The sequence below is a fragment of the Bradyrhizobium sp. Leo170 genome, from assembly GCF_004296405.1.
In the GTDB taxonomy this organism is placed as follows: domain Bacteria; phylum Pseudomonadota; class Alphaproteobacteria; order Rhizobiales; family Xanthobacteraceae; genus Bradyrhizobium.
Window position 1 is genome coordinate 1 of the sequence record NZ_PSRR01000237.1, and the last position, 13884, is coordinate 13884.

General features: G+C 60.7%; 5 protein-coding genes and 8 pseudogenes. 7 read left to right on the forward strand and 6 right to left on the reverse strand.

The annotated features are described in order from the left end of the window. Positions 1–20: 20 nt before the first annotated feature. Positions 21–317: a ferredoxin family protein gene (locus CWO89_RS30240; protein WP_130582215.1), complete on the forward strand. Its 297-nt coding sequence runs from the start codon at positions 21–23 to the stop codon at positions 315–317. A 609-nt stretch (positions 318–926) separates the two neighbouring features. Here CWO89_RS30240 and CWO89_RS30245 read toward each other — a convergent pair. Further along, positions 927–1235 (reverse strand): annotated as a pseudogene (locus CWO89_RS30245) (transposase); the annotation flags it as partial. A gap of 130 nt (positions 1236–1365) precedes the next feature. Further along, a pseudogene (locus CWO89_RS48175) lies at positions 1366–1600 on the reverse strand (DNA polymerase IV); the annotation flags it as partial. A 174-nt stretch (positions 1601–1774) separates the two neighbouring features. Between CWO89_RS48175 and CWO89_RS47180 the strand changes: the two are divergent. Beyond that, positions 1775–1852 (forward strand): annotated as a pseudogene (locus CWO89_RS47180) (BrnA antitoxin family protein); the annotation flags it as partial. Positions 1853–2131: 279 nt separating this feature from the next. Here the strand turns inward: CWO89_RS47180 and CWO89_RS30260 are convergent. Further along, a pseudogene (locus tag CWO89_RS30260) lies at positions 2132–2628 on the reverse strand (TCP-1/cpn60 chaperonin family protein); the annotation flags it as partial. 332 nt (positions 2629–2960) lie between these two features. Between CWO89_RS30260 and istA the strand changes: the two are divergent. Together istA and istB are read left to right on the forward strand one after the other, a co-directional pair. After that, positions 2961–4216 (forward strand): annotated as a pseudogene (istA, locus tag CWO89_RS30265) (IS21 family transposase). Continuing rightward, positions 4213–4878, forward strand: a pseudogene (gene istB / locus CWO89_RS30270) (IS21-like element helper ATPase IstB); the annotation flags it as partial. The pseudogenes istA and istB, both read left to right, overlap by 4 nt. A 605-nt stretch (positions 4879–5483) precedes the next feature. On the opposite strand, the gene CWO89_RS30280 reads toward istB, so the two are convergent. After that, entirely contained in the window at positions 5484–5756 is a 273-nt protein-coding gene (locus CWO89_RS30280; RefSeq protein ID WP_130231077.1) for a hypothetical protein, read from the reverse strand. Between the two features lie 514 nt (positions 5757–6270). After that, positions 6271–6432: a hypothetical protein gene (locus tag CWO89_RS46220; protein ID WP_165421398.1), complete on the reverse strand. Its 162-nt coding sequence runs from the start codon at positions 6430–6432 to the stop codon at positions 6271–6273. Positions 6433–7007: 575 nt separating this feature from the next. Between CWO89_RS46220 and CWO89_RS30285 the strand changes: the two are divergent. From CWO89_RS30285 to CWO89_RS48180, 3 genes and pseudogenes are all read left to right on the forward strand, one after another. Continuing rightward, positions 7008–8314, forward strand: a pseudogene (locus CWO89_RS30285) (MFS transporter). Between the two features lie 869 nt (positions 8315–9183). After that, a complete protein-coding gene (locus CWO89_RS48945; protein WP_283807049.1) occupies positions 9184–9312 on the forward strand; it encodes a hypothetical protein in 129 nt (42 codons plus the stop codon). Between the two features lie 1842 nt (positions 9313–11154). Then, positions 11155–11286: pseudogene (locus CWO89_RS48180) on the forward strand (AhpC/TSA family protein); the annotation flags it as partial. 158 nt (positions 11287–11444) lie between these two features. Here the strand turns inward: CWO89_RS48180 and CWO89_RS30295 are convergent. Continuing rightward, the gene (locus tag CWO89_RS30295) at positions 11445–13472 is read right to left on the reverse strand and encodes a T3SS effector XopP-like protein (protein ID WP_130582216.1); all 2028 of its coding nucleotides are present in this window, start codon (positions 13470–13472) and stop codon (positions 11445–11447) included. Positions 13473–13884 lie beyond the last annotated feature (412 nt).

Consider the following 13884-nt stretch of genomic DNA (forward strand, 5'->3'; position numbering starts at 1 on the left):
AAAGCTAAGGAAGCTGAAATATGAATGTCGAGACATCAGTGCGCGTCGAGGACAAGCTGTTCTACAACCGCTATCTTGTCGACGTCGGTCATCCTCACATCAAAGTACGCGCACATACGAAGCCGTCCCCACAGCTGCTTGCACTCTTGAAGGTCTGCCCGGCGCGCTGCTATGAACTCAACCACAAGGGGCAGGTCGAGGTCACCGTCGACGGCTGCATCGAATGCGGCACCTGCCGTGTCATCGGCGAACCCACTGGCGACATCGAATGGAGCTATCCGCGTGGCGGATATGGGGTGTTATTCAAGTTTGGATGAGGGCTGAACGGCAGGCCGCGTGTCATCGCCAAGAAGCACGGCCCAAGATTGGTCCACGAGCGACCTGATCAATTCGCTGCGACGATGCCGGCACACGGCAGCTGGGGCGCGTAGTTGCTCGTAGCTCAAACCCTAAAGCCCCAGCCAATCGATCACATGCGGCCAGATCTCTCGATGCGCACTCTGACCGACGAGCGCTCCAACTTGCTGCAGCGGAACACCGGTTTCCGCCTGATAGACAAGAACGGAGGGGGGGGCTCAACGGTTGCAGTATGGGACCAGGAGGGCACCAAACGACTGGTATGATCAACTATCGCGGCGACGGGTCATTCAGTAAGCGGGTCCGAGCCGGCAAGAGGGCCGAGCACGTAAAGCTCGTTGCGGGCCAAGCAGTCTTTGCGAAAGCGCACGTCTATCCCATTTCGGAGCAGTTGGCGAGCGGGGTAAACTCATCGGGGCTCCCACGAATGGCGCGGAGGGGGGATGGCGAGCGCTTCCGAATCCGGCAAGCTGGCCGTGCAGCCTCGCAATAACGCACCAAGCACGAACTCCTCGGGTGCCGCGGTACGCTCGCCCCGATCGAGGAGCAGGCTCCCTGGCAGCGTGCTAATGGGCTCGGACGATGGTGCAATCAACGATCGATACTCGAAGTCTGGATCGTCAGACATCGCTTCGAAGATCGCCACCATACAGCCTTCGCGCTCCAGCGGCTGAAGCGTTGGAGAACGCTGTTCCAATCGCCAAACGCCTCTGGAAGATCACGCCAGCGAGCTCGCGTACGCACAATCCATAGAACGCCCTCCACGAACATCCGGTAGTCGCCTCCAGTCGATCCCTTTTGTCAGCCCGGCCGATAATCAGCGGCGCCATCCGATCCGACGGCGCGTCGCTCAAAACCATACGGTCGATCATACCCAAGACTGCCTCCCCAAAAGCAGTCTTGAACTGATGTGCCGGCTTAAGGGAATCCCAGGAGGTCCACAGGACCTAGTACTCACTTTTCTTGGATCGTGAGTCGTGATTCAAGATATGGATGATATCCAACAGAGTAGCTATCGGCCTTGCCGAAGTTGGCGTTCATGAACTCGAGTGTCTGTTGCGCATGTCCATGCCCGGGAAAATCCCGAGGCGGTTCATCTTGGCGCTTGTCGCCGGCCCGATCTCATGGAATTTCCCGGCGGGGAGATCCTGAACGGAGGTCGGACCCATCTTTGGCGTGGTAAGGAACGATCATGCGGCTTGCGGTGGTGCGAGGCGAGCTTCGCCAGCAACTTGTTGTAGGATGTCGGCCGAGCGGTCAGGCAGTGTCCAAGTGCCAGCGTGAGGCTATGACTAAGCGATAACCCGAAATCGACTAAACGCGACTTTGCAAAGACAAAAGCCTTCGACGAGGTCTTCCCAACGATGCGCAAGGCGCCGCGGCTCAATAAGGCGCCGACGAATAAGCTCGGCTTAGCCCCGTTGTCTTGAATCATTTCAAGGCCGGCGGCCCTAACTGGCAGAGCAAAATTGACGAAGCATTTGTGAAGACTTGACGGAAGCCCGTGGATAGCTGAACGGACGCTCCAGACGAGCGGGGCGTCTCGCGGAGCTTTTTGTTGCATCAGGTCGGCATATGAAATCTTGGGTTCACAATCGGCTGAACATGCTTAACGAAAAAGGCGACCAGCGCTGCTGAATCTGCCAACAGCAGATTCCGGGACGCGCGTAATGCGAGCCCGGAACAACGTGGTAAGAGATTGCAAGAGCAAACAAAAACCCCGGCATTGCTGCCGGGGTTCTCGCGTTTCGTGGTTCACGTGCCGGCGGCTGGATCAGAAGTCCATAACACCCATGCCGCCCCCAGGAGGCATTGCGGGGCCGGCGGCCGGCTTCTTCGGCAACTCGGCGACCATCGCCTCGGTGGTGATCAGGAGAGCCGCCACCGACGACGCGTTCTGGACTGCGGTGCGCATGACCTTGGTCGGGTCGATGATGCCCTTGGAGACAAGGTTGCTGTACTCGCCGGTCTGCGCATCGTGTCGTAAGAGTACTGATCCTTCTCCAGGACTTTGCCGACCACGACCGAGCCGTCTTCGCCCGCGTTGATCGCGATCTGACGGGCCGGCCAGGACAGCGCCTTGCGCACGATCTCGACGCCGGTCTTCTGGTCGTCGTTCTTGGTGCGCAGGCCCTTGAGCTGCTCGGTGGCACGGAGCAGGGCGACGCCGCCGCCCGGAACGATGCCTTCTTCCACCCCCGCACGGGTCGCGTGCATTGCGTCATCAACGCGATCCTTGCGGTCCTTCACCTTGATCTCGGTCGCGCCGCCTTAGCTGACTGCAGCTCTCGGCGTCGACGATCTACGTCAGTGATAAGCGCCGCATGTGTCCGCGCGGCTTCCTGGCCTTTTCGAGGCCGGCTGGAATGAACGGCCGTTCCAGCTGATCCGGCAGGAATTCTATCTGTGGGCGGGAGCGCGGTCTGTCATGTCGGTCCGAGCGCTTCGCTTCACCGGCTGTTGATGCCTGAGTAATTCTCCCCAGAAGTGCCGTTTAAAAAATCCCCAGTTGATCGTGTCGCCCATCCTCAGGGCGCGCCCTGAGGATGGGCGGCGAATCGATCACCCAATCCTGCTCTGCCCAGAACGAGGGAGCGGGTGCGGTGATCAAGCTTGGGGAAGTCATCATGATTCTTGATCTTCATCGGCAGGGACTGACGGTTTCAGCGATCGCCCGCGAACTCGGGATCGATCGAAAGACCGTTCGTAAATGCATCGCTCGTGGCTTAGAGCCGCCGGTCTATGGTCCACGTAAGCCGCGCCAGCGCCGCATCGATCCATTCGTTCCGTATTTGCGCGAACGGGTGATGGCTTATCCCGGCCTGACCGGCCGCCGGCTTTTGCGGGAGCTTCGCGAACGCGGTTATGAGGGCGGCTACACCGCCGTTACCGACTTGCTGCGCGAGATTCGTCCGGTCCCATTGCCAACGTTTGAAGTTCGCTTCGAGAGGCCACCGGGCGACCAGGCGCAGGTCGACTTCGCTCAATTCCAGGTGCAGTTCACCGATGAGCCGGCGGTCACCCGCATCGTTTGGCTGTTCTCCTTTGTGCTCGGCTTCAGCCGGCTGATTTGGGCGCGTTTTGTCCTGCACCAGGACATGCAGACGGTTCTGCGCTGCCATATGGCGGCATTCGAGGCGATCGGTGGCATCCCCCATGAGATCCTTTACGACCGCATGAAGACTGCCGTCATCGGCGACGCCGGCGGCAGCATCGTCTACAACCGGGCGCTGGTCGACTTCGCGCGACACTATGGCTTCCAACCCAAGGCCTGCCGTCCGTATCGGGCTAAAACAAAGGGAAAGGTCGAGCGACCCTATCGCTATATCCGCGAGGACTTCTTCCTCGCCCGCTCGTTCCGCAATCTCGATGACCTGAACGCGCAATTGCGCCATTGGCTGGATACGGTGGCCAATCCGCGTCTACACGCCACGACCCAGCGTGTCGTCAACGACGCCTTCGCCGAGGAGAAGGTGCATCTCAAAATGCTGCCGCTGGCACCCTTCCGCTCGGTCCTCAAGCTGGAACGGCGGGTCTCGCATGAAGGCATGGTGAGCGTCGGCGGCAATCTTTACAGCGTTCCCGACGCGACCCGGAAGCGGGTCGTCGAAGTGCATACGCTTGCAGATGAAGTTCGGATATTCGAAGACGGTGCCCTGGTCGCCGTGCACCCTGTGCTGGAGGGCCGACATCAGCGCCGGGTCGCCGCAGGGCATCGGAAAGTGCCGCGGATCACCGATCCCCATCGCGACACACCGATCTTGATCCTGCGCACCGCTGATGTGGTCGCCACGCCCCCCCCCTCGACTTCTACCAGGCCGTCGGCCGGCGGCTGGCCTGCCAGGGAGACCAGCCATGAACGCGGCCATCGAGATCGTACCGTCCGTGCTCGACCGAATCCGCAAAACCCTGGTCGGCTTGAAGATGCCGAGAGCGTTGGAGGTCCTGGACCAAACCGTGCGTCAGCTCGAGCGCGGCGAAGCCAGTGCGCTGGAGGTCATCGACACCTTGTTCGCCGAGGAACTGACGCTGCGTGAGAACCGCCGCGTGAAGATGGCGCTGCGGATGGCCAAGCTCTCGACCATCAAGACGCTCGCAGGATTCGACTTCTCGTTCCAGCCGTCGCTCGACCGCAATCGCATTCTCGCGCTCGCCCAGCTCGACTTTGCCGACCGCCATGAGGTGATCCACTTCCTCGGCCCACCCGGAACGGGCAAGAGCCATCTCGCCACGGCGCTGGGCGTGGAGGCCGTGAAGGCCGGCCGCAGCGTCTATTTTGCAAGTCTTGCCGACATCATCGGCGCTCTGACCAAGGCCGAGCGGGAGGGGCAATTGCGCGAGCGGATTCGCTTGCTGTGCCGGACCTCGTTGCTGATTGTCGACGAAATCGGATACCTGCCCGTCATCCCCGGCGGCGGCAATTTGTTCTTCCAGCTCGTCAATGCTCGCTACGAGCGCGGCGCCATGATCCTCACCTCTAATCGCGGCTTCGCCGAATGGGGTGAGTTTTTGGCGCCCCCGTGGGGGGCACGTCCGCTCCAAGGCGCCGTCCGCATAGACGCGGGTCCCGGACGGGATTATGATCTGATTGTTTTCGCCATCGACGCGGATGCCGGCGCCCCCTGCTCCTTGCGAAAGCAGGTCGGCGCGCTGGACCACAGTGTTGCCGCTGCCATAGACGTGCAGTCCCAATCCGAGCCTGGCCGTGTTGTATGTATTAGGCAGATAGGCGGTACGGTTAGCATTACGAGCGAAGAAGGGATTGTCGTTTACCAGATTCTGACCGTTGCCGTAGATCGAGTAACCGAAGGAATTGCGCCGATCGATGCTGTGGCCCATGTCCTGCAACGCGGCGAGCTCCGCCTCCATGAGGGAGGTATAATTCCGGTATTGCTGGTGGCTCATCAGGCTTTCGTGCCGACCATCCTCAGTCATCACTCGCACCGGGATACCTGGCATGGCACGGGCCAGTACTTTACTCACATGCCGGCCTGCGAAATAGCCCTGATCGCGGCTCAGGTCGAAAACGTCGTCAGCTTGCGGGTTCGCGCAGCCGGTACAATAGATTGCCTATCCAGGCTTCGCTTGTTTGCCATTGTCATCGTGCAAATGGTCGGTCCAGGCATTTATCGATTCAGGGAAATACGGTGATGTCGCCTCAGGAGAAAATGGCGAATCTTTGTACTGGCAATTCCCAACTGATGGGCCAACTCATGAATCATAACGGGTACAAGACCGATCTTCGGCGTCGTCGGTAATTGCGACGGGATGTAGGCATCGGATGAGAACCCCATCTCGCCGATCTCAACCATGCCATGCGCGCCGTAGTGCAGTTCGCCCGGATCTTGACGCGTGAGTGCCGCCTGCACCTTGGTGCCGCCGTCGGGACAGAGGCCCATGCGGTGTAACCGTTAATCCCGCCGATGTTGACGATGGCCGGCGACTGACCCGGCGTGACGTTGATGATTTCAGCCCAATGCTGGATCGCCGCAAGCGAATGATCTATTTCCCATTGCGGCAAATTCCGCAATGAAGGCCGCGCGTCGCCTGCTCGGCAACAAAAAGGGCCGTCGCCGGTGCCGAATATCCGTGCCCGTATGAAGGGCACGCCGTTCGAATCCGTGACATCGTAACTTTCAACGGCCCTACTGGGCGAACCCAGCAACGCATTAACCGCAAGCACGATGGTCGTAATTGTCTTCGTCTTCATACTACACATTCTATTCGAGGCATCGATTGCAAGCGTGCTTTGCCGTCCAACTTCGAGCGCGTGGGCACGTCAACGCGCGAGCGGAGCGGCCCGTGATTGGTTACACATTGGCCGCGCGACTTCGCGGCCATAACCCAAACGGCAGCGCTTCAAGATGAAAGGAACGCTGTTTGCTCCGGGTCCTTGATGAAATTCAAATCCGCTCACGAAAGGCGCGTCATCGCCGTCGCTGATGCCTTTGATTCAACTTCCTTAACCTCAAACTCTGGCGCATCACGCTTGGCATTTACGCCCCGCTGAGCCGAGGCGCGCCGCGCCCGGATATCACCGCCTGATGTCTGCGGCGCCGGGATGATGTCGGTCATTTTCATGGTCCATGAGCAATGCGAGCTCCTTATTTTCTCTGATCGCGCGGCGATTCTGTATTGTGCAGGAGACAATCCCGACACAGCGGCGGCTGCACGCAACTGCCAAGCAACGGAGCAAAAGCCGGGCCAATCGCCTGACGCGTCCGCGCACGCAGCCGAGCTGAAGGCAGCATGCACGCGCGGTGGCCGTTGGGTGTGAAAGCAGGCACTACCACGTTCGGCGCCCTCCAATGTTGTCGCAAACTCGCCAATGCAAAGGAGCGCAATGAACGCGCGCGCCGAAAAATTGCAGCGCGTTCGTTACTCATCTTTGCTGGCGATTGCCGCAATCAGTTCAGGGCTTGAATGTGCCCGCAAAAGGCAGGCATGTTTATGCACTCATTATCATGAGCTTCGTCATGACATGCTTCAGGCCACATGTGAGCACTGGCGCGCGGGCCGGCCACGTCAAGATAGAGGGTGCGTGAGGCAAGTGGAATGCGACGTGCGCGACCTGGCTGGTCGAAAATGCTCGGCCAGCGATCGCGCTTAAGGCGGATCGAGGATGACCAGGCAATTTAACTCGGAAGCGGCTGGAGCCGGTCCTCGTTGCAGCAGACGACCGTTTGACCAGCCGCGCCGAGTTGGGCGCCACGATCGGCAATATTCTCGAATTCTACGACTTCGGGACCTATAGCGTTTTCGCGATCCAGATCGGTGAGGCGTTCTTCCCGACGAGCGACCCGTTCGCAGCCTCATGCTGTCGCTCGTGACGTTTGGCGCAGGTTTTGTAACCAGACCGATCGGGGCCATCGTGCTCGGCTCGTACTCGGATCGGGCGCCGGCCCGCGATGAGCGCCAGCTTTGCCACGATGAGCGCCGCGATCCTGGTGTTGGCTGTTACGCCCTCCTACGAGACAATAGGAATTGCTGCTCCCTTACTAACCATTTTCGCACGTTTGGTGCAGGGCTTCGCTCTCGGAGGTGAAGTCGGTCCGACTACCGCCTATTTGATAGAAGCGGCCCCGGCCGAAGCCCGCGGTCTTGCTGTCTCGTTTCAACCTGCCAGCCAACAGATAGCTGCGACCGCCGGAGCGTTGGTTGGAGAAATACTCTCCCTCACCATGACAACCGAGGCACTCAATGCGTACCGATGGCGGATCGCGCTTTTGCTCGGCGCCGGTACGCTGCCGTTCGGACTTTGGTTGCGGAGCGCCCTGTCGGAAACGTTGCACCGCCCCGAAGCCCCGGCTCTCCTCGTCCAGACTGTAAGATCGCCTGCCGCTCGCCGCATCATGAGCTTGGGATTCGTCATTTTGGCGAGCTGCACGATTATTACCTACGTCCCGCAATATCCACCTATGCGCTGAACACCCTGCAAGTTTCTGCGCCTCTCGCCTTTGCCACCACGCTCATCAGCAACACGGTAGGAAATGCTGCCGCCCTGCTGGGCGGTTGGCTCGCGGATCTGGCCGGACGCCGGCACATCATGATCTGGCCGCAGATCGCTGCGTTCCTGATGATCTATCCGGTGCTTTTGTGGATCACAGAGAGCCGCAGTGCCCTCGCACTTCTCGGAGGCCTCGGCGCGCTCACCCTGATCGGAGCGATTCCGAATAGCGCCTTCTATGTGAGTATGGCCGAAGGTTTGCCCAAGAACATTCGCGATGGCGCCTTCGCGACGATTTACGCTTTTGCGATCGCGATCTTCGGAGGCACAGCGCAAGTCGTCGTCACCTGGCTGATCCACGTTACCGGGAACGCGCTGGCGCCCGCCTGGTACATGCTTGTCGCCAGCGCGGCCGGGCTCTGTGCCATGCTGATGATGCCCGAGACCGCACCGCCCGCGACCTCGGAAAGGACCATGACCCCAGCTGCGACATCAACGCGATCAAGTTGACCCGTTAAAGAGACCGGCCTCAGCCAGTTCCGGTTGGCGATTCTCTCGTCACCCGCGATCACCCCGTCTCCGCAACCCCGACCAGCTCCGACGAAGTGATCGCTACCATCGTGCCACTGGAGACAAAGAATGGAAGCTTGGCAACACCTCGCAATTAAAGGGCCGGGGCGATTGTCCGGCCATCCGCATCAAAGGCTTACACCCTCTTTGCAAACCAAAACCTTGTCGGGGCCGCGGCATGACGGAGGCCCGGACATACTGCCGCCGCTGCCGCACCAAGCTTCCCCATCCGACCGAGAACCCGCACTCGTCGTTCTGCTGTCGTGGTTGCTGGAGGATGTTCTACGCTGCGAGGTGTCTGGTCTGCGAAGGCTCGATGGCGCGCAACGCCGGCCACCAGCTCGTTTGCTCTCGACCGGCCTGCAAGATCGAGTTCCGTGCACTGAAGCGTCACGGCGTCCTTGGCCGCTTCTACGGACCAAAAACCGCTGTTGGGCACACCCCCAGCCCGAATGTCGTCAGCGCCTCCGCAAACACCGCAAAACAAGGCGTTTGCGAGCGCGTCGACAGCGACCGAGGGTGGCGCATCTGGGCTCCTCGCTGAGCCCGTCGGAAATCCGCCTCGCGACCATCGGGTACACGGCTGCGGTGAAGGCTAGTCGTGTCGCCAACAGACGCCTTCGGGATGAGCTGGAGCGGGCCGAGATCGAGGCCAACGGTCACTTCGAGGACGCCGCGTGGCGCGAAATGACGAGCTCCCACGGCGTCCGAGCGTTCGTCGCCAGCGACAGGCGGCGGTCGGAATCGTGAATTCTCCCTCGCGACGTTCTTTCCTTTGTCGACGAGATTCCGCGATAACACGCCGCGCAATGCCGAATTCGGGCACATCGTGGCGCCACACCTTCGACCTGACCGAGCCGACGAAGGTGTCGCAATTGATGCGCGTTGCCCGCCGCTATGCGGACCGCAAAGACCTTGCGGCCAAGGTCGAACGTTAGGCGGTGCTGGTCGCGCTGTCGCGTAGCGCGCTGCAAGAAGCGGCACGTCGTGAGTTCGAGGCGAGGATTTTGGCCGGCGAGCGCGTGAGCGCGCAGGAGGTTGCCGCGAAAACAACACGGGGCCTGAAGCGGAATGGAAGACCGCCCAAGGCTCCGGCCGCGACATCCCCGGTAACCCCTTAAATTACGGTGTTTGCGGACGCCTGTTCGACAATCGGGCTAGGTGGGTAGCCCGCCAGCCTAACCACCAACTTTCAGGCAGCACCCGCCGACGGCACTGACACCTTGCGCGGGGGATCCCGCGAAGGGGCTGTTCGTGTGTGGCGAACGCCAGCCGACGACAGCGCGGCCTGGAGCTTCCGACATCAGGGGCGTCAACTGGCGTCCGCAAGCGCCTGTCACATGACCGACTCACATTTTTTGTACTCGCCGATGTGACCTGTCCCCAAAAACCGACGGCCCCGCTCACTCGGCGAAAGAGGCTCATCGGAGGCCAAGTTCCGCGGGGCCTGCCTCCGGACCACCGGCTGGGCAGGCTGGAGCCGGCATGGACAGATTTTGTCTTGCTGGAGTAGCGCCATGAGCCGCAAGTTAAAGCGTGTGTCGTGCTGCGAGGTGTGCTGGACGATGCTGTCCGGATGGTGCCCGAAGCAAAGCGGACGTCATCGTTGAAGGCATGCCTAGCCGAAAAGATACTGGCTCTGGCCGCCGGGGCCAATCGGACACCGCTGTCTTACCGCGGCTTGCCGTGCGGGCGGTGCTGGAATCCTGCTGTAACTGCTACGGGTGTGAAGGGCAGCAACCGACCCTTGCAGCGGGCTGCGACCATCGCGGGAAGGTGATCTAAATCAAAGCCAAAGTGAATTAGCCGCGCTACGTTGCTGATAGGCCGAGTGGCCCTTCGGGCCATTGAGAGCTACGAGATGCTATGGCTGATCATGCAGAAATCATCCGCGCGAGCCGAGCAATGTCGGCAGCAGTGCAAAGACGGCTGGTCCGATCGACAAACAGCGACTACTGCGGCGTTCCGATGAATGGCCGAGGCTCGCACAGCTACCGGTGCTCGCTTCAACCGAAGACGCCTGCAGGAGTGAGCCTGACGAAGGCGACATTCTCAGGCTCCAGCAGTTCACTGAGATGCCTTTGCTCATGTGCGACCTCTTTGCTGATCGAGCTTCAGCCCCCTGACCCCACGGTCGGCCGAGAGGGAGCACTGCCCCGGCGCGCCCAACGGTCGCGCCGGGGCACATGACCTGGAGCGGAATATGCCTCGAAATAACTCAGCCTATTACCGCGCCAAGGCCGAGGATTGCCGTGCGCAGGCGGAGCGAGCGAGCCGCCCGCTCGACAAGGAGTCGTGGCAACGCCTCGCCGATGAATGGCAAAAGCTCGCAGAACACGCCGAGAGACTCGAAAATCAATAAGTCTTCGACCGATGCCCCACTTGGAAACTTGCTTAGGAATCCTGCGCAGGTTGATCGCTAAGGCGATCTGAACCGCATCCCGTTGGCTGAGAGGGCCATTAACGAATACTGGGATGTCACCCTGCCGAGGGCCCGCAAGAGCGGCCTTCGGTTTGTTCAGCGACACATTCTGGCCCACGCCAATGCGGTAATGGGGGATCGCCGCTCCTTCGCCGAACGCGTACATCGAAACAAAGCTGGCGGAGTAAGGCCGCCTTGGTCGGGGTATCCGCGGAGACGTGCCAGGTGTCATCGGCGATCTTGCGGAGGCGGTGCGTCCAGTCGAGACCACGCTGCATCATTTGGCTTCGCTTAGCCAGAGCCAAGCAAAAGCCCTGCCCAGCAAGCGGCAGAGTTATTCTTACGAAATTCTTCTTTGGGGAATTCCCTGATCGACCGGGAGGGGATTGTGCGCTGGAGCTTTACCGAAGTTCCCGAAGGCGGCCATCGCATCTTCGGGCGGCCGAGCCCCGAAGAGCTGATGTCGGCCGCCTCCCAAGTTGCAGCCTAACATGCTAGCGTGTTTTGGCGTGCAATCCTGCCATCTTGTCCTGGGCTGAGATGGTACGAGCCTGCCACACGACAAGAATGGCTTGTTCTCCGGCCAAAGCGCGATGTCACCGACTCATAAGGCAATACGCCCTCCGTGATTGTCGTGCCATACCCCAACTACATCCCGTGTCGAGCAACCTGCGTCGACCGGTGCTCCGCCTCGGCAAGCCAATAGGGTGGGTGGCCGCTAACTGCGGTGCTCAACAAGGACTTACAGAATGCAGGCGTTAGCTTGCCGCGATGGATCACGACGTTCTCGTGACCCGTCGCAGCTCGGGCGTTCTGCCAGTGCCGATTGTAGCCGCGCTGTTCATTCGACTTCACGTGGCAAGCGGCGAAGTCGGCGTCATCCAGCGTCGCCAACTGCCAGGCATGTACCGGCCGTTTCGTAACCTTGAGCCGGTTTAATTTGTTGTGCACTTCGCTCACTTGCGCAGGCGTGAGTAGGCCGCGTCGACGAGGCTCCTCCAACGCGGCTACACAGGCCTGCATCTCGGCGGCCTGCTTCTGCAGGCGCTCGACGACGGTGTCCACGATGTGGTCGGCGTCCTCGGGTTTCATCTGGCGCGCTTGCGAGATGGCCCTTTGCTGACCGGGCAGATCGAATTGCAAAAGTTCGTCCAACCGCTTGAGTACTCGCGTCAGTGCCTCCTTCGACGGGGGAGCCTGCCACATCGCCAAGTGTCCGGTCGCCGACGATGACGCCCTCGCATGTGCCTCCTCCGCGCTCGCGAGTTTCTTCGTACCCAGATCGGAGAGCACGAGAACCTTGGCTGCTGGCGCCGTGCCAATGCCGGCGGTCGCGACCTGCGGCTCCGGCCGCCCAGCCGCCGAACTCCCGGCGCAAGCGGCGGGCGTGCGCTTGCCTTTCCCCTTCCTGCGCGCTGCAGTGCCTTCGGCCGCAACAGCCCTGCCGGTAGTGCTCGCCGGTGTCGAAGCTCCAGCCTCGGCCGGCGGTGCGATGTTGGCCGGCATCTTCGGCTGCACTGCCAGAAACCGCATGACCTCGTTCGCAGTGAGCCACCCGCCTTCCACGATCTGGTCCAACAGTTCCACTGGGAGGTGGGCACCTGTTCCAACGTCGCTTAGCTTGGCAACGATGTCGTCCTGCGACGCCGACGCAAATTCCGAAAGCCGCTCCATGACTCCTTCCAGAACGGCGCAGTGCTCTGCGTCGAGTGCCTGTCCTTTGCTGTATAGAACAGCGTCGGACGTCGAGACGAATGCCGGAAAAACATCCTCGATGAAGGTTCCGAGCAGACGCGCCCGCCCGTTCTCACCAATGAGGATTTTTCTCACGGCTGGTTCGAACTCGCTCGCCTGCTGCTCAATCATGAACTGCGCGAGAGCGATCCGCGATTGCAGATGCATGCACTTCGTATTGAGTGCCCAGCCGGCGTGCAGCCGCAGTGCCGCCTCTTCGCCCTGCCGCATCCGGGGCGTTGTACTTGGTAGGTTGGCGGTGGCCGCGCAGACGGACTGCATCCGTTCCGAGCGCAATGCCTTCTTTCCCCACCACTCTATGCAGGCCAAGTACTGTTTCGCCACAGTGGAAACCGCTCGGCTGAGCTGGTCGGGCGAAGCGTTGGATTTGCGGAGCGCGTCGAGCACGGATGCCGCACCCTTCCTGCTCTTCTCCAAGGCGTAGATGGTCCGGGTGGCCAGCATGTTGCATTCGTCCGCCGCCTCGAGTGCCACGTCGCGGATTCGGCGAGCCTGATCGTCGGGCACAATGCTACGTGCCAAATCTGGGGGCAGACTCGCGTAGTACTCCAGAACTGTTGAGCCTGCCTTGACGACTTGATCGATCAGCTCTTGCGCCTGTGACGAGTCCTGGACTTGCTTGGCCGCATTACGACAAGCCTCAAATTCCTCAAGCAGGCTGTCCATTTTCCGCTTTGTTGCTTTGATCTCGTCGCCCCTCGAGGAAACGGGGACTGCCAGACGCGATGTTGGCGGGTGGCTGGCGAGTGGCGCCGTTGCACCTTGAGGCCCGGAGCGCATCCGCTCCAGGACGGAGTCGAAAGATTGGCTGCCTTCCCCAGGGGCGAGACTGGAATCCGAGGGCGCATTGCTTGATCCCCCCGCGCTGTCGGCTCCTGCAGTCCCAACGTGCGATTTGCCAGGTCGGCCAATGCCCGTCATATTCATCTCCGATACAGTCGAGAATGCGCAGCCTATCTAGATAGAGCACCTGGCTGACGATTGGCTGACGAAGGTCGTTCTCCCGGACGCACAAGAAAATCCGAATGACCATCGTTCCAATTCCATGGAAGCTGCCCTGGTGAAGCTCATATGCAGCACGTTTGAGGACCGGGTTCGAGAGCCCGGCAGATTGCGAATCCATCTCATCGCGCAAAGCCAGGGCGGATAACGGAGGTCCCATGAGATTGCGAACTACCATTCATGGGAGCACCTGTACGCGCATCTTCGGACCTATACGAGATCCAGTGCCAAGGCTGCCGAAGGCGGTAACGAATTCCGGAGGCTGGATATGGCGTTCTGCAACGTTCTGGCCGGAAACTGATGCTTTCTCTTAAGGCCTTCTGTCGTCCTC